General features: G+C 47.8%; 14 protein-coding genes. 1 reads left to right on the top strand and 13 read right to left on the bottom strand.

All coding sequences use genetic code 11. The annotated features are described in order from the left end of the window. Positions 1-142: 142 nt before the first annotated feature. From AAC052_RS16180 to AAC052_RS16165, 4 genes are all read right to left on the bottom strand, one after another. Complete coding sequence (locus tag AAC052_RS16180) at positions 143-1,360, bottom strand: DUF4249 domain-containing protein (protein ID WP_339814577.1); 1,218 nt, start codon at positions 1,358-1,360, stop codon at positions 143-145. A gap of 222 nt (positions 1,361-1,582) precedes the next feature. Continuing rightward, positions 1,583-2,491, bottom strand: a complete 909-nt coding sequence (locus AAC052_RS16175; protein WP_339814574.1) for a hypothetical protein — start codon at positions 2,489-2,491, stop codon at positions 1,583-1,585. Positions 2,492-3,014: 523 nt separating this feature from the next. Then, entirely contained in the window at positions 3,015-4,583 is a 1,569-nt protein-coding gene (locus tag AAC052_RS16170) for a M81 family metallopeptidase (protein ID WP_339814572.1), read from the bottom strand. Between the two features lie 347 nt (positions 4,584-4,930). Continuing rightward, complete coding sequence (locus tag AAC052_RS16165; RefSeq protein WP_339814569.1) at positions 4,931-7,696, bottom strand: prolyl oligopeptidase family serine peptidase; 2,766 nt, start codon at positions 7,694-7,696, stop codon at positions 4,931-4,933. A gap of 57 nt (positions 7,697-7,753) precedes the next feature. Here AAC052_RS16165 and AAC052_RS16160 point away from each other — a divergent pair, with 57 nt between their 5' ends. After that, positions 7,754-8,263, top strand: coding sequence for a DoxX family protein (locus tag AAC052_RS16160; RefSeq protein ID WP_339814566.1), 510 nt, complete (start codon positions 7,754-7,756; stop codon positions 8,261-8,263). Between the two features lie 111 nt (positions 8,264-8,374). Here AAC052_RS16160 and AAC052_RS16155 read toward each other — a convergent pair whose 3' ends face one another. The 9 genes from AAC052_RS16155 to AAC052_RS16115 all read right to left on the bottom strand — a co-directional run bounded on the left by AAC052_RS16155 (position 8,375) and on the right by AAC052_RS16115 (position 17,907). Further along, positions 8,375-9,208: a universal stress protein gene (locus tag AAC052_RS16155; protein WP_339814563.1), complete on the bottom strand. Its 834-nt coding sequence runs from the start codon at positions 9,206-9,208 to the stop codon at positions 8,375-8,377. 269 nt (positions 9,209-9,477) lie between these two features. After that, on the bottom strand, positions 9,478-10,194 hold the full coding sequence (locus AAC052_RS16150; protein WP_339814560.1) for an SGNH/GDSL hydrolase family protein: 717 nt from the start codon (positions 10,192-10,194) through the stop codon (positions 9,478-9,480). Between the two features lie 189 nt (positions 10,195-10,383). After that, entirely contained in the window at positions 10,384-11,247 is an 864-nt protein-coding gene (locus tag AAC052_RS16145) for a restriction endonuclease (RefSeq protein WP_339814557.1), read from the bottom strand. A 145-nt stretch (positions 11,248-11,392) separates the two neighbouring features. Continuing rightward, positions 11,393-12,094: an endonuclease/exonuclease/phosphatase family protein gene (locus AAC052_RS16140; protein WP_339814554.1), complete on the bottom strand. Its 702-nt coding sequence runs from the start codon at positions 12,092-12,094 to the stop codon at positions 11,393-11,395. A gap of 875 nt (positions 12,095-12,969) precedes the next feature. Beyond that, positions 12,970-13,479, bottom strand: a complete 510-nt coding sequence (locus AAC052_RS16135) for a hypothetical protein (protein ID WP_339814552.1) — start codon at positions 13,477-13,479, stop codon at positions 12,970-12,972. A gap of 270 nt (positions 13,480-13,749) precedes the next feature. Further along, positions 13,750-14,382: an MSMEG_1061 family FMN-dependent PPOX-type flavoprotein gene (locus tag AAC052_RS16130; RefSeq protein WP_339814549.1), complete on the bottom strand. Its 633-nt coding sequence runs from the start codon at positions 14,380-14,382 to the stop codon at positions 13,750-13,752. Positions 14,383-14,632: 250 nt separating this feature from the next. Then, positions 14,633-15,016, bottom strand: coding sequence for a hypothetical protein (locus tag AAC052_RS16125; protein ID WP_339814548.1), 384 nt, complete (start codon positions 15,014-15,016; stop codon positions 14,633-14,635). A gap of 604 nt (positions 15,017-15,620) precedes the next feature. Then, positions 15,621-16,013, bottom strand: a complete 393-nt coding sequence (locus AAC052_RS16120; protein ID WP_339814545.1) for a DUF1801 domain-containing protein — start codon at positions 16,011-16,013, stop codon at positions 15,621-15,623. A gap of 370 nt (positions 16,014-16,383) precedes the next feature. Beyond that, entirely contained in the window at positions 16,384-17,907 is a 1,524-nt protein-coding gene (locus AAC052_RS16115) for a hypothetical protein (RefSeq protein WP_339814542.1), read from the bottom strand. Positions 17,908-17,930: the final 23 nt, after the last annotated feature.

Genomic DNA, 17,930 nt, shown 5'->3' with positions numbered 1-17,930 from the left:
ATTCATCGTTCCACGCCGGTCCGTTGGGTAGGGTATTCCTTATGGCTATTTCATGGTATTAAAGATAACAGATCAGACGAGATTTGAGGCGGTCAATTTCACATGAACTCATTTAACCATTAAGAGCAGGGCATTGAGGTTCTTACCAAAAATCTGGTTTGGTGGTGATTCCACCCTGCGTTCTGCAATCTCCACAATAATCACGTGCAAAGCTATAAGCGTAGGGCTTGCCCATTAAATCATAAGCGGCTTCTATTATCATAGCGTTGTCGCTAATGTCTTCGAGAAAGACGCAGGAAGGCTGTGGGGTTGTTCTTGGTATTCTGATGTCGCATGTAAACTCCAATTGACAGCCCTTGGTAATTGGGGAGGCCTGAAGGTCGAGAGGCAATTCACCCTTGTTTATGAAAAAGCGTTCTTCATAAACTTCTGCTACGCCGAAATTTCCAAGGATCACTTCCGACCCTTCACCTTCCCGGCTTATGTTGCCAATTACCTCTCCCGGCAGAGGATCAAAGAATGTCCCTAGCCTCTCGGTTACCTGCCTAAGTTGGTATAGATAGTCATATTCCTTCGCACTAAGCACTCGTTGCCTGATTAATATGCTATAGCGAACGGATATTTTTGGGGAGTATTTTGGTATAATGGTAAGCTCTTCTCCCTGAATAACGTCTTCGGCAAGTGCTGTTGATGTGCCCAGTAGTATTCTGGTGGAAGGAACGGTGAGGTAGCATATATTGACTGCCTCTTCAGCAGTTCTCTGCACAGGTTGATTGTTTTCAAAGGTAAAACCAGAATTGAAATAAGAACGATACTCGTAGGTTTCTGAATACTCCCAGCTATAATACCGGGAATTTCCAGTGTCATCGTGAGTGTTCAGCCTTATACTTAGCCCCAGGTTGTCATTTGAGAGTCCGTAAGTCAGGCTGTCGATGGGAGGAGTGCTTCTCACCGTGACAGGTTCCGAGGTATAGGTTGCACCGGATGCAGTCTGCACTCGCAAAGTGTAGGATGCTGTTTTGTTAACTGGCATGTTTTGCAGCGCATATTTACCCGAGTCCTGTTCCTGCAGGGAGAAACTTTCTCCCTCGGAGGATTCAATCATCACCTGGGCGTTTTTTTCTGGGATGAAAACGCCACGAGAGGTCAATGGCCTGGAATGTGAAAGAGTGACAATGGCGGTGGAGTCTGTAGCATTGACAAAACCATCTACCACAAAAAGGTCTGCTGTTTCTGTATCGACGGATGGGTTAAATGGATCTGTACAGCTTACTACAACAGGAAATAGAACAGAGAGAGAAATAATACTTTTGCTGAGAATAATGCCAAAAGTTAATTTATATGTCTTTTTTGCTTTCAAAAATATAGTCAATGGATTGGACAATATAACACCTTTGAAAGCTAAAACAATTAGTACGGTTGTTGGAAATTGCTGTAGTTGACGAGTGAATTATAAGGTTTGGCATGCCTGAGTTTTCTCTGGAAAAAGGGAAAGCTTTCAGGCAGGCAGGGAAAGCTCAGCTGAACCATCCTGGCGGTTTTACAATTCCGGGTTCAGGTTGCGAGTAGCTGCGGCTGAAAATTAAAGCCCGTATCGCTTCTTGAAATTTACCAACAGTTCGTTGTAGATGGCTTGATCAGAAAGGCTTGCTGCGAGCTCATGCATGCTAAGCGCACCATATGTGTCGCCCTGGTATTCGAGATGATAGGCGGTTTCCAGTGCGGTTATGGCGGTTTTTATGTCGCAAACATCAACCAGCGCCCGGTTGGGTTTGTCGATGATGATCGTCATGCTGTTGGCCGACTTAAGTCCTTCACCCATTTCACGAACGGTTATTTGAAAACGATTAGACTCACCACTTTTGGTATACTGCCTGACGTTCAATTTGTAGGTATTGCCTTTTACTATTTTGGTGCCAAGGAGCTCACTGGCTTCATTCAAAATACTGAGCTGGTAGTCATTCGACTGGCTGTTCGGATTTCGGGTCCACCACCTCAAGCACACCTCCTGCACCGGACCGACTTTTAGATTAAAGGGTTGTGGATGTGAAAATTGAAGGTAGGGTACGTTAGCGTCGTATATTTCGTGGTGCTGATCGGTTTCAAACAAATGCCGGAGTGTAGGCCTGCTGTCGCCAGAAACACCGTCGTGGTTGTCAAAGTGGTAACCGGGCTTTTCGTAACCAGCTTTTAAATTGAACGGCTCGATGTTAATGGTCGTGTCGCCCTGAAACTCGAAGAAGCTACCCGAATAGTGCGCAAGCAGCAAGGTGCCTCCTTTAAGCTGCACCGTATCATCCCAGTTGAGGAAATCATAGGTTTTCAGGGGCTCGTTGCCAGCAAGGGAGTAGGCGCCATCAGCGTAGATCACCTCAAAAGGATACAGTACCGTTGATTTTGACTTTTCCACATAGCTGGTGATGTGCGTTTTGGGGCTACATGAAAAAAGCGCCAGTACAAAAATTGTCGTTATGAAACGAGAAGAAGTCATTGTCTAATGTTTGAGAAAAAGTTTAATCTACTATCGGCATTGTATCACAACCTGCCCATCAAAGTCTGGCCGTGGTTTTGCAAGGATAAAAAATGCGACACCGAGGTTAAAGTAGCTTAGCCAGGCAGGCAAGCACTCAGGGGCTGCAATCTTTAGCTCAGATTAGAAATGATGATTTACGTGAATATCCGAAAAAACTCCCGGAATGAACAGAAGACGGTGATTTAATACAGGGCAAACGCATTTAAAACCATTTGGCTTCGAAATTCTTCTTTTTACCCTAGCCCTAAAGGGAAAGACGAATTTCAAAGCTGTTTCACCCTTAAGGGTCGGGGTAAAAAAACAGCTTTGAAAAAAATTTGACTCCTTTTTGTTTTAAATGCGTTTGCCCTGTGATTTAATAAGGAGACTTGGCTGGGAAGCACTCGCTATTGGGGATAAGCTTACACTGGCTATCATTCCTGCTGAGAAACGCTTTGATCCTGCGATAGCTTACCTGGCAATCTCCCCAGCCTTGATGCAATTACTTACTCCCCGACAGCGGGATCAATTGTGCATTCAAATCAGGATCTTCCATATCCTTATCGAATGGGAACATGGGCCTGTTGATTCTTTTGAATTCCAGCCTTTCGAGGGCCTGATCTACGCCTCCTGGTGTTGTTGCCATGATCCAATCGGCACGCATGTCGTAGAGCTCTGGCACCAGGTAACCGATTTTCACCACAACAATGTCTGATGCACGGGGATTGAGGCCCAGGTTGGTAAAGTCGCTTTCCCTGTGGTAAGGCTTGCGCTTTTTAGTCACTATCACGCTCACGCTGCCGATTTTCACCACGACTTCTGTTTCTGCACTGGCGTCTCCTGTTTCGATGGCGGTTACTGTTCCGGTGAGCTGAATAGGGGGTGAAAAACGAGCGTCAACCGCTGCCCCTGCGGTGCCGGATACCTTGCCGCCAACGCCAGCGGCAACTGCCTTCTCCACAAACTCAGGCCCGGGAATGGAGGCGTAGATCAAAGAAGGGCCATCGGCTGATTTGAACTCCGGCCGGGCGAGTATTTGGGCCAGCGTCCAGGTAACGTCACCTGCGCCACCTGCTGTGGGGTTGTCGCCCATGTCGCTGATCATGAAAGGATGCTTGTCGCTGGCAATGGCCATGTCGAGGCTTTCTTTCAGCGTGGCAGTAGGGGCAATGAACTCAAACTCATTTCTTACTTCCCAGAAGGCATTGGCTAATGACTCAGCGGTGCTGGTGACCTTGGCCTTGTCGTCGCCGGTCACCATCACCACGGCGTGGTTGCGGGGCTCATCCGCCCAGGCGTAACCAATCCAGATGGCTGCATCTACAATGCCTTCCTGATCCGCCGCCGGAGCCACTTTGGCATACAAGCTTTTGCCGGGATCAACCCTGGTGCTGGTTTTTTCGCCTGGCAGCAAAATTGGCACCGGAATCCATGCTTTATAAGCTGGCTTGCCTTTGCCGCTTTCAATCCTCTCCAGCAGGTTTTCTACTGCCCGTTTGTCCGACTCCCTCGAATCTTCATGAGGTGCCATGCGGTAGCAGGTGATGATGTCGCTGTTTTGGGCCAGCGTTTTTGATACGTTGCCGTGGAGGTCCATCGACGTGGAGATGATTGTTTCATAGCCGACCACTTCCCGCACTCTGGTGATGAAATCTCCCTCGGGATCGTCGAGGCCCACCACACTCATGGCACCGTGGATATCGAAGAAAAGGCCGTCGTAAGGCAGGCTGTCTTTCAGCATCGTCAGCGTTTTGCCCACCAACGATTCGTAGGCTTCCCTCGTCACGGCGCCGCCGGGAATGGCGTGGGCCCTGAGGGTAGGAATCCAGTTGGCTCTTTTTCTGTCAAGCGAGTCCGGATTGAGAAATGAGTAGAAAGAAAAAACGTCGTTGCCTACCCTTGCCCGGAACATTGCCTCGTCGGTAAGTGCGGGGGAGAAAGTGCTCGACTCAATGGCCAGGCCTGCGATGGCGATACGGGGAAGGGGTTTGGTGTCGTCCGGATTGTTTTGCTGGCTGCAAGAGGAAGCGAAGAGGATGGCTGCAAAGAGGTAGAGGCTAATTCTTTTCATGTCGGTTGGTTCGGTTCTTTATTCAAATGTAAGGTGGCCTGCTTTTAAAGCAAAGAAGGATTGTGAGGTGTGGTTCATTTCTTTTCAGAATAGATTGGTCGGCGCTATTGTGTGGTGTCTTACGGGAATTGTGGCTTTTTCCAGGCCTTTTGGTACCGATATGCCGCCCCGATGGGACTAGGTTGTGCGGTGAAGAAGCGTTGGTGTACCGATATGCCGTCCCTACAGGACTCGGAGGTAGGGTTGGGCAGGGGGTGTTTACTTCTTCCACTGATTCCCTCAGAGTCTCTCGCAGAGGACTCTGAGGGAGTACACCGGATGAGAGGTTTTAGGCGATTTGAATGCACCTACTTCTTCCACTGCTCCAACTGCCTTTGCTGTTCCGTGTAGGGCAGGCCTTGTTTTATCCAGTCTTTGGCAGGGTGTCCTTTGAGGTAATGGCCAAACCATTGCAAAATTCTGTTTTGGTAGTCATAGCGGTTTTTGTCTTCTCTCAAGCCATGGCCTTCTTTGGCATACACCAACAGCACCATCTCTTTGTCGGCCCGGCGGGCAGCATTGTACATTTCTATGCCTTGCCGCCAGTCCACGTTGGTGTCGGCGTCTCCCACTTCGAAAAGGAGAGGTGTTGTCATATTATCGATGTTCATCACCGGCGAGTTGCGCATGTAGCCATCGATGTTTCTCCATGGCGGCACCATCATGCGCTCCTGGCTTACCTCGAAATGGTAATTTTCGGGTGTACCTCCAAACGACCAGGCCACCATGCCGTACATGCTCACCAGGTCTGTTAACCCGGCTCCTGCCACAATAGCAGCGAAGATCTTGGTGTTGGTGGCTGCAAAGGCTGCCTGATAGCCGCCCCATGAATGCCCTACGAGTCCTACTTTTTTAGGGTCGACCAGGCCTTTGTCAACTACAGTTTTCACAGCGATCTCCATGGTTTTGGTAGAAGAGATGCCGGGGTCTCCCGCATCGAAAAGAATGTCGGGCTGCAACACGAAGTAGCCCTGGCTTGTCCACACCCGGTGGTTGTAGTAATGCCACTGCGAGGGGGCGATGTAGCGATGAATGTTTTGCGACAGAAACTCATACACATAGGTGATCATCGGATATTTTTTACCTGGCTCATAGTCATCGGGATAGAACAGAGAACCCTGAAGTTTGACGCCGTTGGCATTGGCGTATTCAATGAGCTCGGCTTTGCCCCATCGGTAGTCTTTTTGAAATGGATTGGTGGCAGATACCTGACTGCCTTCGCTACTGCCGTTTTTGGAAACGAAATAGTCGGGAGAGTCTTCAAAGCTCTCCAGTACGTAGGCTATGGTAGCGGCCTCTTTGGCTTTGATCAGGCGAGTGGCCCGCATATCATCCCAGCAAAGGCTTTTGAGTTTGCCCTGGCTTAGCACAGCATAGCCCTCTTTCTTGCTCCATTCGCCAGTTTGGTGGATGTACATCGGCTGCTTGAGGTCGATGTACTCCTGATCATTATCGATGGAAACAAAGCGGCTGATGGTTTTGTCCTGCGCTCCGTTGGTCAGGTTGGTCGCTTTGGAACCGTCCACTTTGAGCGACCAGATGTCGTATTTCGAATGCACGTAGACAGTGGTGCCAGCTGCATCCCAGCCGACGAAGCGGTAAGGCGGCTTTTGTTCTACCGGGTGGTCGTCTTCCTTATCAACAAATGAGGCAGAGAGGCTGCCTGTGAGGTTGATACTTTTGCCCGACTGGAAGTTGAAAGCATGGTAGTTGTCATCTTTGAGGTAAACCACCGTTTTACCATCGGAGCTTACATTGTAGAGGCGGTTTACCTGCTCCAGGATCTTTTGTTTTTGGCCGGTTTGGCTGTCGATCGTGTAAACGTCGGCATTGGATCGGCCAAACATGCCGTCAAACTCATAGGGCGTTTCGTCGAGACCGAGAACTATCGACACGTCCTTCTGCCACAGGGTTTCCTCCGTGAGGTCATCCCCCAGCTGCACAAACTTGTTGCCTGTCAGATGCCACACGGCCAGGTAGCTCTGCAGCCTTTTTCGTTCTGCCAGCTGTTTTTGCTCAGGGATTACGTGCACATCGCTACTGTTCCAAATCTCCAGCGCCGGCGCCTCTTCGTACAGGGCTTCCTTTTCCGGGTCGGGTGTTGTTTCTTCGCTTTCGTCTTTTTTGGAGGGCTTCTTCAGCCAGGTCATGGTTTCGAAAAAGACGGAGCTACCGTCCTTATTCCATCTCAAATTCGAATTGCTGACGATGCGGGAGTTAGCCGGAAAATCAGGGATGGTCATCTGATCAAAGGTAAGGGTGGGCGAAGTGGTACCTGCCAGCTTTTTCCAGGCGAGAACGATGTGCGTGGAGTCTTCGTAGTCCTCATTAGTCACCGACTGGTACACGGCCAGGTCGTCGCTGTTTTTGCGCCAGCTGAGTCCTTTGTAGTAGGCGGCGGCACTATGCAATAGCCTTACCGTGTTGGTTTTGCCATCGAAAAGCTGGATACCGTTGCCTTCTTTGCCTGCTGTTTCCATGGCCATGGCCAGCAGCATGCCTTTGTCCTGCCATTTGTATTCGGCCACATTGCCAAAGCTGAAATCTTTGCTGGTGGCGAGGTTTCTCACCACAATATCATTTCCTTTTCCGCTGCCGTACCTTTTCAACACCACGAACTGACCATTATCACTGAAATCGAACCCAGCCACTTCTTTCACTACCACGCTGTCGCTCGTTGCCAGGTTGATCAATCCGAAGCTGGTATGCACAGGCTTCTTGTCTTTCTCCAGCTTCTTGCGTTCGGCTTCCGGCAGGTTGATGAGGTAGCCCAGCCATTGGTTGTCACCAGAAAAAGCGGCGTCGGTGCCTTCCTTCAACACTCTGACTTTCTCGTTGGTCAGGTTGTGGAGGCGGAGTTCGTTTTCCTTGTTGTTTCTGTCGATATGATACACCAGCCAGGCGCCATTGGCCGACAGCTGCCCGTCGTTGCCCAAGCTTTCCCACTGACCGAAGTCGGTGGACGTGAGGGCCTTGAGTGAGTCCTGTTGAAATGCGATGACCGGGTGTAGAAGAACGATCGAGATGACCAGTGAAAGCAGTAAAATGAGTGGTTGATGAGTCCTTTTTTTCATTGCAGTGAGTGTTTGACAGAATGATATTAAGGGATTGTCTGCAAAGTTCCAGCAAGGTTGACGCAAAGTTATATGTATGGCGCTGAGAAGATGGCTGCCTGGAGCCGCTCAATTACAAACAACAGCATCCTGCCCATGAGGGAAGTTGGGCATACAAGTGTTAAAAGCCGAACAACTCCTCCATTTATGGCAGCATTTATTTCACAGCGGCATGCGCTCCTTGCTTTGCGCATCATGGTCGGCATCATTATGATGGCTCATGGCTTTCAACGGCTCTACTACGGCACGGTGGCTGACTTCGGTGGTTACCTTGATTCGCTAGGGCTGATGATAGGCACGCCTATTGCCTGGAGCATTACCCTGTTTGAGCTGGCGGCTGGAGCAACGCTTGCCCTTGGTTTCTTTCAGAAATGGATCAGTCTGACCTGGCTGCTGGTGATTGTGCCGGGCATTTTTCTGGTGCATTTACCGAACGGCTGGTATGTGGTAGGGCCCAGCAGTGGCGGCGTAGAATATAGCTGCCTGATTGTGGTTTGTTTGCTGGTATTGGCAGCGGAAAGAAGCTAAAAAGCCTCGGCTGGTTTCCAATAATCGTGCGCCATGTCCGGACATTAAAGGGGTTACTCTTGTGGCGGAGCACAGAGTAACCCCTTTAATTCTTGCCTTGCGGACCAACGCCTAATTCATGTTGGCATTGGGCAGCACCAGCAATGGCACTCTGGTCTTTAGTGTCATGCTGCGGGTGTTGCTGCCTTTTAGTAGCGACTCCAGAAAGCCGGTTTTGTGAGGCACCATCACCAGCAAGTCGGCCTGAAATGCCTCTACTCCCTTGACGATGCCTTCGCCAATTTTTGAACTCCCGATAACGCTGTATGAATGATCAACATCCTCCAGAAGGTTATCTACAGCACTGATCATCTCATCTTCAACGGCCACGGCAGCCCCAGCCTTTGCTTTGGTGTCTACATGGAATACCTGTAGCTCTGCGGCGAACTTCCGGGCAATTTCCTTCATCAAATCAAGGTGATTGTCCTGGTCGAGGCAGGTGTGCTCATAGGCATACAGAATTTTTCCTATGCCCTTGAAAGGGGCGTTGCCTGGCACCACCAGCACCGGGCAATTCAGTCGCTTGATAGCTGCCGTGGTGGTATTGCCAAACAGTTCGTATTCTATCAGGTTGGTCTCCATGCCCATTACTACCAGGTCGGCGTTACGATCAGCAGCGAATTGCGACAGCTCTCCAATAGTATCACTCGTTTTGCTGACCCAGCTCACTTTCAGTCCGTATTTTTTGGCGGTTTCGTTCGCCAGCTTTTGCAGGTCGCTGTTGTTGTGGTCGATCATCTGCTCTATGGCGGTGGGGCTAACAAGGCCGTTGGCAGCATGGGGGCTGAGGTGGTAAGAATTGAAAAGCACCAGGTCGGCTTTGACAACCGACGCCAGGTTGGCGGCATATTGAAGTGCGTTAGTGGCGGCGGGTGAATAATCGGTGGCTATAATTATCGTGTTCATGACTGATGTGGTTTGTTGGGTAAATCTGGCATTTATCCACCGGCCACATCATGACCTGTGTCAGCAGTTGAGGTGATTTTTGTGGGTGCGGAGGCATGGGAATGCTGTCGTGTGAGACACACGCCAGAACAGCAGAAGCCGGGAGTGCCGAAGTGGCATGTGAGACACCTGCCAAAACAACACACGGCAGAACAGCACATAGCAGAACACAGGCAGTCCCATTAAAGAGGTTACACTTGCATGGGAGCAGAGAGTAACCTCTTTAATTGCTACGGAAAGGCCAGAAATGCTACCTGTAGCTCGCCCAGCTTTTTGTAGCCCAGGGCGTTCATGTGGATGGGGTCGTGGTAGTACAAGTCTTTGTTGTAGACGTTGTAGCCGCCCAGTGTAAACTGATCGAGGTAGGGGATGCCATGGAGTTCACAGACCTTCTTTTGCATGTTCACATGCTCCGCCATGCCCGTTGGATAAAACGGATCGTAGGCTCCTCTGTCGTTAAAGGCTTTGCTGGAGGTGAAAAAGTAGATAGTGGCCTTTGGGTTGAGTTCGTAGATTTTCTTGATGCAATAGTTGATGCCGCCTGCCTGGGTGATGAGCTTTGTTTGGTCGTAGCCGTCAAACTCGGTGTAGTCGGTGTAGGTGCCTACCGCCCGGTTGTTGGTGTAGTCGTTCGTAGAGGCCCACAGGATGTAGATGTCGAACACACCGGCTTCATCTACCTGCTGCTGCAGCGACTTGCCCTGTAGCGATGAAAAGCCTGCACCCGGCACGCCGTAGTTGGTGATTTTCATGCCCAGCTGTCGTTCCCATAGTACTTTGGCACTGTCGCTGGGCGGAATCACCGACACCGAGCCGCCAAACACTGCTACCGACTTGCCGTAGTTGGGCGAGGCGTTGATGGCCGCTGCGTCCGGCCGGGTTTGGGCCAAAACGCTGCCGGGCAGCAGGAACAATAGCAGAGCCCAATAATTGATATGCTTTCTCATGGTTGAAGGTGTTTTTGGTTGAGCCATCGCTTGATTTGTCGATTAATATGGCTTCAATGTAAGAAAAATGGGGGAGGTGGCGCAGAGAATTGGGTGGTGGGGATGACTCCGCATTAGTTCAAGCGTCCGTGGCTGCTGCACAACCAATTAGTAGGAATAATACAAGACTCAGGCTGCATTAGCGCTGAGCTACAAATTCTTGAACCAGTCAGATTTTATTTTTACTTCTTCAACCATTTCTACCGTAACTCCTAACCCCAATTCCTTCAGTCTTTCTGCAAATTCATTTCCGTCAATCAAGTCGATTGGAGTTGCCCCGTCTCGTGTTGCTTCTTTTTTTGCTTCTCTCGAAAAGCTTCCGGTTGTAAGTATTAATCCCTTATCTGCTCTTCCACTCATTGCACCTCTGAAATCTCTGATTACAGAAGAGGAAACCGAACCTTGATAACGTTTGGCTTGGAAAACAACGTGATAAGACAGCACTCCTCCCAGTTTGATAATTCCTTTACCGTCAATTCCTCCGTCATTTGTCCGGCCGGTGACTTCAACATTCACAAATCCTAGCTCCCTTAATAGACGTTGACAAAGCCGCTCAAATTGATCAGGATGAATTCCTCGCATGGTCTCAATTAACGAATCTTGCCAACTGAATTCTTCTAACTCTTCGGTTTTCTCTTTTAGTTCTGGTTCATCCTTCGGCTTAAGCTCCTTTTTGGATCGTTCCTCTTTATCTTTTTTGACAACTACTTTTTTGACCTTTTCTTTATCAACCTCTGTCGTGTTTTGGCCTGCCTCGGTCAAAGCCCAAACACCTCTGGCTGAGTTTTCAAGTAGTTCGTACCGTTTTAGGTAATTGCGGGCCCAAGCAAGACGATAAGTAAGTTTTGTAGTGCTTTCTCGATGAATTTCATTAACCGCTGCTTCGGACAGATTAAGGATTGAAATCACCTGTTCCTCAATTTCGCTGACTGCACCCGATCCACCCAAATTTTTCAGAGCCCTTAAGGTCGGATTGAAAAGGTCGTCATATTTAAACTTGAAGAATTTGTCCATAGTGAATAATCAAGTGAGATAAAGGTGCTATTCGTTTTTTATTGTCATTCAATCTAATACGAATATCTTAAAATTTATTCTAACGGGGATTCTAAGGTAAAAGAGTATTAATTACCTCATGCAAAGATGCTTTTTATTTTCCATTTCAGGTTTCCAAAACCAATGGAACATGATCGCTGATTCTAATCCATTTTTCATGAGATTCGATCTGAAATTGCTTTGGCGCCTGGAAGTCTTCACTTGCAAAGAAATAATCTATATGGTAAGGCTTGCCCGGGTTCTTTTGAAGGAAGAATGTGGGTGTAATTTCTTTCCCTTGCTCTTCACCTCTCATTAGGTGGTAGAGGCTCACAATGCCTTTTTTCTGAAGAGTGTTAAGCACATCGGTATGGTTCCACCAGCGATCCCATTCATCCCAGATGGCATTACTGTTGAAGTCCCCGGCGATGATGATCTTATCAAACAATTCGAAATTGGTTTGAAGGTATTTCCAGAATTGCCCGATATATCCAAAGTTGGGAGACTTGTTGCTGTGAGCCCAAACACCCAATAGTTGGAATTCTTTGTTTACATCGCAGGGCAAAAAGTATTTCACTGAATGATCCCTGAAGGTATTGGGCCAGTCTAGTTTTGTGATCTCAATTTCTGATTTGGCGAATATGCCCAATCCCTTGTTTTTTGAATCTCCGATCCACAGGTAGTTTCTACTCCACTCCATATAGCCGGAGTGGTTGGATTGAGTAGGGTCTTCACACTCCTGGATAATGTAAATATCCGCATTGAGTTTTGAGATATGCTCAAACTTTCTTCTAAATGCGCCATTACAGTTCCATGAAACGATCTTCATTTTTGATTAATTCAGCCCAATGAATAATGTCCGAGAAACTTCCTCCATTGTTAATCTATCAATTTACATCAATTCATGGAAGTTGGGGTTCGGCGCAATCCATTTCCATCCAAAAAAAACCTTTTCAACCATTCTGAAGTAGGTACCCCCACCTCGCAACCGAACTTACCCACTTCAGAGCCGAACTGGTTCATCTTTTTGCCGAACCATTTCCCTTCCGAACCGACCTAGTTCACCTTTTTCACGACACTCTCTTCCTTCCGAAGAGAACTGTGCTCGCATTTTACCGGACTGGTTCGTCTTTTTACTGAACCATTTCTTTTTCGAACCGAGAGGGTTCACCTTTTTCACGACACCCTCCTCCTTCCGAACGAAGCTAGCCTACCATTTTACCGAACCTGTTCATCTTTTTACCGAACCCACTTCGTTTTTTGATTACTGTACGGAGCTATGTAAACCGCAAACGCACAAAAAAGTGCCTTCTACCCCCTCGCAGAGGGGGGTACCCCCCTTCCAGATACCCCCTCTCCCTGATTTTTGTGACAGCTGTCATCTTTTTGGTCACACCTGTTAACTCCGGGCAGGCAGCTGTTATGTTTTTGGAGGCACGGGTATGCTTTTTGGTGACAGCGACTAGTTTCGAACGGACAGCTGTATGCTTTTTGCTAGCAAGGGTAGGTTATCTGGTGGCCGCTGTTACTTCCGAGCCGAGGGCTATAGGTTACTTGGTGACAATGCGCTGGAAAATGTGTGAAGACACACATAAGGACGGGATGTAGGGATTAAGCGCAAGCCTGAGCTGGCCGGTCTACTCTGCCCGGCGGGCGCTTTGCGGCAGGTGGTGGTGGGTGGCTCACGGCCGCCTGACAAACGTTTTATTCGTTCGTCAGAAAATCTGTTACCAAAGAGTTCTTGTCAGACTCCATTTCACTTGTCCAGCTGTCTATCCACCATCTGCCTTTTTCAAAATGAAGTTGGATGCTATTCAATCCTCTGATGTCTGAAGCAGTATTCAGGTCAGTTCTCACTTCAAAAGCACTCCATACCTGAGCGATGTTTCCAAAGTGACTAACTTCTCTTTTGAGCTCTTTTTCGTAAAAATCCTCTTTGGTTGATAATAACAGCGGAATGTATTCTGCCTCTAATGAGTGTGATTCCACATTCCCATTTTCATCTAATTTTGTAATGACAGCATTTTGCGAATGAATGTAACTATCCCTTTCAAATTGCCAGGGCTTTTCACTTGAGCCTGAAATCACATCATAGTAGGCATCTATGATGGCACTTATTGATTTTACGTCATCAGCATATTGTTCGCCTGTTGTTTGTCCAAACACTGACGAACTAAATGCCAATGCAATAATGAATAGTATCGTTTTTCTCATCGTTCTAATTTTTACCAATATCCGGGCATAGGTCGATCCATGTCCCTTTTTTATGATTTGGTTAATCTACCACCAAATTCTGAAAGATGGCAGAAGTAGCCAGCGTCTCCGGCAAAATTAAAGGGGTTACTCTTGTGCTTCCGGACAGAGTAACCCCTTTAATTGGGTACGGAGGTCTGGAAAATGTGTGAAGACACACATGAGAACCCGACATAGGGCTCAAGCACAAGCGGCGGCTTTGCACCAGGTGGCTACCGATAGATTGCGATTCTAATACAAATTCGTTTTTTCATCGTCTTTTATCATCTCATCCAGTTCTTCGGACGAGATATCAAGTTTTCCATGGTCAACCAGGGCTTTGCCCAGGGTGGCAATAGAGCGTTCTTGTCTTTCATCAACTGTTGTCCACAAGTTAGACCTGATGATACATTTGGCGCAGTGCATAAATGCCTCTTTCACTATTACAATGATAGCAAATCCCGGTTTTTTACCCTGGCAGGATAATAGCTCCAAAACCTTTTCATCAGTCACTATTTTAGCCTCTCCATTTACTCTCAGGGTTTCTTTGATGCCGGGAATCAGAAAGATCAACCCTATGTTGGGGTTTTGAATGATGTTGGTTAACGTGTCAGCTTTGTGGTTTCCTGGCCGATCGGGAATAGCCAGCATTTTATCACTCAATATTTTCACAAACCCAGCAGGGTCGCCTTTTGGGGATACATCTAAATTACCCTTCAAGTCGGAGGTGGCTATGGTAATGAATGGTGATTTCTCAATAAAAACCTGACAGTGCTCGTCGATATAATTGATTGTTTTTCGGGTAACTATTTCGCTGGGGTATCCCATGATGTCACGGAGTTCCTGCTCAGAGGTAATTACTTTTTCGAATGCCGGTTCCATCATTCAATGGTTTGATTGTAGGATAGTTGGATATGGGAAGGTACCTATTCTTGTCTATTGACTGGTTAATTTACATCCAATTTCTAAAAAATAACTAGTGATGTTGAATGGGTGTAAAAAATTGATTTTGGCACCAGGCAGGGAGCATACATGTCTTCACGCATACTGAGGCAGGGTTTGTTGAGGATTGAATAATATTACGACAGAAAAAGAAACTCACACCAGGAGCTGGACGACGTAGTCGCCCGGTGCTTTATTCTACACTAAATATTCTTTTGCTAAAAGCAGGTAATGACTTCAAATCGCAGCCATACAAATGCAGGTGGTAGGTCGATTGATGCCCAACCACTTCTGTTGAGTGAACGTCATCGTCGGCCATGGTAATCACTTCTCCAGAACCTACCGACACAGTTTTTACTTCATTCACTTTCATTTTTTCATGGTTTGTAATGGTGTAGAGGCGATTTAATTCTACACCGCTTATCCCGGCAATTATCGCCCAGGTGTGATGAATATGGGGAGGGCTCTCAACTCCTGAAGCGTCGGACACCAAATAAAGTGCTATTCCCGAAAGCTTGTCAATGGTGATTTCATATAGCAATTCCTCATTTCTATCAGCCGGTTTATACCTGCTCATCCAGAAGTCCTCGTCCCCGGCAAATTGCTTTAAAAGAGTCGCCAGTTTATCAATTGACTGGATTGAAACCCCATAGTCTTCAACTATGGATGAAATTTGATTTCTTATACTTTCAATCGACTATGTATTTGCCATGTTTTATGTGAAGATTATTAATTGCGGCGTAAACCAAACTAGTAGGATTTATTTAAGCAATATCGTGGGATTTCACCAAGCCGTCACGCTTACACATGCTCGCTTCTGCTGATTGTGATCACGGACCAAACAAAGACGATGCCTGTGTTTCACTTTAACCGCTCAAGCAGCTTGTGAACTTCTGACCTCTGACGTTCAGGTCATCCTCGTCAAAACCGGCACCGCTCCCAAACATCAGCCTTGATCCCAGCCTTTCGCTTGTTGTGCCCACGATAGCGTTTTCGTTGAGTAGCCAAACAAAGTGGGCTTGTCAAATCTTGCTTTTCTCCTTTGCCAGGCCTTTTTCGATGGCTAAAGCCAGCGAGTCACAAATCTGCATGCATGCCTGCCAGCGACTGGTTTTGGTTGTATGCTGAAATTTATTGCTTCATTTTTCTAAAGGAAGATAGGTAATTTGTGCTGCCACAGTTTAGTACAACCGCCTTTTAATATCCTCGTAGGCTGCTTCAATAAGGGCGGCGATTGCTGATTCATTGCAGGGCTCGTTGGGCCTTATTTTGACGTGCCGCATTCTCTTCCCGCTTCCTTCGAGCAAGCCAAATCTGTCGGGCAAAAAAGCTCCGTAAAAAAAACCGACGTTTATGTGAGCGCTGTATGCATCAACATAAGCGAAGGGCGCATGATCCACACAACCTATTGGATGACCATCGTGAAAAATGTCCTGCACATCGTCTCCACAATTTTTGATTTCATCAAACCATCTGGAGGCAATAGGTCGCAGCGAAAGCGATTTGCTTGTCAGCCACTCGTCCATCGTGATATTCTGGAGGTCTTTGCCGGTGTATTGAAAAAGTTTTTCCATCGATAGTAATTATTAGCGTGCGCCTGACGAATTTTATTCGAAACAGATTACGTTTTCAGATCGGTGCCTGCAACCGGGAGAAGCGGATGAACTGGTTGATACTTTCCTTTCATAGGCCTTTAATTTACTGCCAATTTCTGACGAAAAATTGATTCTTACGGCTTAAATACTGTAGAAGGAAAGCGGCTCAATGAAAAGGTCGGTGTTGCTTTGGATGATCTTTGTCAGTGCGGGTTACCCCCTCCAAAAGAGGGGAATAACCCGCCAGACAACTTTAAACAACATTATCTTTGTATGAAGCTGCGTCAGTTGAGGCCGTCGAATCGACACTATGTTCCTTTGTACGAAAGGAACTTGTAGCAGCGTTTTACTAGTTGTTGAACATGCCCGTGAGAGGATATAATTCAGCTTTTGAACCACCTGTTGGCGTCCAGAAAGTTTTTTTAAAGTGTACGTCTATTTGCAGGTTTCCTCTTCCGTCGTTGTCCCGCAAGTACACTGACCAGTCGTCTCTTGATATCTCGGTGAAGTTAAAGGTAATTGTTCCGGCTTCATTTTTTTCAACCCAGGCAGTCCCGGTGGTGGCCTGAAACGACCCTGTCGCATGAGTGACCCTTTTTACTGTTCGCCCTACCACTTGACCGTATTCAATAAAACCAGAAGTTGCGGATGTGGTCGAAATGGTGATTTTATTGGTATCCGCTCCTTGTTTCAGGTAGGCTGTTTTGGTGGCGCCAGTGGAGGAGGTGCCATTGATCACGTAGGCATTGTCGGCGAAGTCAACGTCCGAAGGCTGGTAGTAGTAGAAAACATTGTTGGTTCGGATGTATTTGCCGGTGGTGTTTTCGGCAATGGTCCATATCCACGTACCTGCCACGTTGTACCAGTTGCCTGAGAAGGATTCGGGCACCGGCACAAGTGCTTTGGTTGTGAACGACGTTTCGGTGCCATAGCCAGTACCATGGCTGCTGGTTGCAAATGTCTTGATATAGTACTTCGTGTCTGGTTCAAGACCTGTAAGATCGGCGGTGAAGCTCCCCGTTCCATTGCCAACGCTTAGGTTGGTGCCTGTTGTGGAGTTGGGTGAGGTGCTGTAAACAAAGCCTCGGGTGGTCACTGGGCTTGTTCCTTCGGAAGTGACCGTACCAACGGCCCTGGCACTGTAGAAACTGATCTCGGTCGCCTCCCCTGTGGTGACTGTGGGGGACTGCAAAGCACTTGTTTCGAAGGTCACCTGGCTGCCATAGCTGGTACCATCCGAATTGATGCCATATGCTCTTGCGAAGTACTTTGTTTCGGGCTCCAGGCCGATCAGTTCTACAGAGAATTCGCCGATGCCCGTGCCGGCTGAAACCTTAGCGTTGGCAGTTGTGGGGAGTGCTGTTGTGCCATACACTATCCCACGTTCAGTCACTTCACCAACGCCTGCGCTGGAGATCACTCCCACCAGTGTCGCGGACTGAAAGGTGATATTGGTTGCTTCGTTGGTTTGTATTACTGGCAATTGCAGGGGCAGGGTTTCAAAGGTAACCTCGTTGCCATAAGCCGTGCCTACACTATTTGTGGCATAGGCCCGCACAAAGTATTTTGTGCCTGGTTGCAGCTCCGTCAATTCGGAGGTAAAGGAGCCAATACTGCCGCCTTCACTTGTTTTTGTAGAAAGGGTTATATCTGGCCCTGCGGCGAGGCTCCACACGACGCCCCGGGCAGTAATTTCCTCGTTGCCATCGCTCGAAACATCGCCACCAGCTATAGCAGTGGTTTTAGTAATGGCTTTTATTTCTGCGGTGACCAACACTGGTACTATCGAAGGATCCTCTTTTTCGCAGCTCGTTGCTGCAAACAAAATGGAGAGCGGTACAAACACCTTTAGAAACTGAGAGAAAGCTTTCATGATGGGGCACGTTTTGGTTAGAA

The sequence above is a fragment of the uncultured Imperialibacter sp. genome (assembly GCF_963974565.1).
Lineage (GTDB): Bacteria > Bacteroidota > Bacteroidia > Cytophagales > Cyclobacteriaceae > Imperialibacter > Imperialibacter roseus.
Note: the sequence above shows the minus strand (reverse complement) of the source record. Positions and strands in the feature narration are given on the sequence as shown.

Bases quoted from the DNA above. Each gene is read 5' to 3' on its own strand.
- AAC052_RS16130 (WP_339814549.1), bottom strand. From the start codon at position 14,382: ATGATGGAACCGGCATTCGAAAAAGTAATTACCTCTGAGCAGGAACTC.
- AAC052_RS16170 (WP_339814572.1), bottom strand. From the start codon at position 4,583: ATGAAAAGAATTAGCCTCTACCTCTTTGCAGCCATCCTCTTCGCTTCC.
- AAC052_RS16175 (WP_339814574.1), bottom strand. From the start codon at position 2,491: ATGACTTCTTCTCGTTTCATAACGACAATTTTTGTACTGGCGCTTTTT.
- AAC052_RS16140 (WP_339814554.1), bottom strand. From the start codon at position 12,094: ATGAAGATCGTTTCATGGAACTGTAATGGCGCATTTAGAAGAAAGTTT.
- AAC052_RS16155 (WP_339814563.1), bottom strand. From the start codon at position 9,208: ATGAACACGATAATTATAGCCACCGATTATTCACCCGCCGCCACTAAC.
- AAC052_RS16150 (WP_339814560.1), bottom strand. From the start codon at position 10,194: ATGAGAAAGCATATCAATTATTGGGCTCTGCTATTGTTCCTGCTGCCC.
- AAC052_RS16145 (WP_339814557.1), bottom strand. From the start codon at position 11,247: ATGGACAAATTCTTCAAGTTTAAATATGACGACCTTTTCAATCCGACC.
- AAC052_RS16135 (WP_339814552.1), bottom strand. From the start codon at position 13,479: ATGAGAAAAACGATACTATTCATTATTGCATTGGCATTTAGTTCGTCA.
- AAC052_RS16165 (WP_339814569.1), bottom strand. From the start codon at position 7,696: ATGAAAAAAAGGACTCATCAACCACTCATTTTACTGCTTTCACTGGTC.
- AAC052_RS16125 (WP_339814548.1), bottom strand. From the start codon at position 15,016: ATGAGCAGGTATAAACCGGCTGATAGAAATGAGGAATTGCTATATGAA.
- AAC052_RS16115 (WP_339814542.1), bottom strand. From the start codon at position 17,907: ATGAAAGCTTTCTCTCAGTTTCTAAAGGTGTTTGTACCGCTCTCCATT.
- AAC052_RS16120 (WP_339814545.1), bottom strand. From the start codon at position 16,013: ATGGAAAAACTTTTTCAATACACCGGCAAAGACCTCCAGAATATCACG.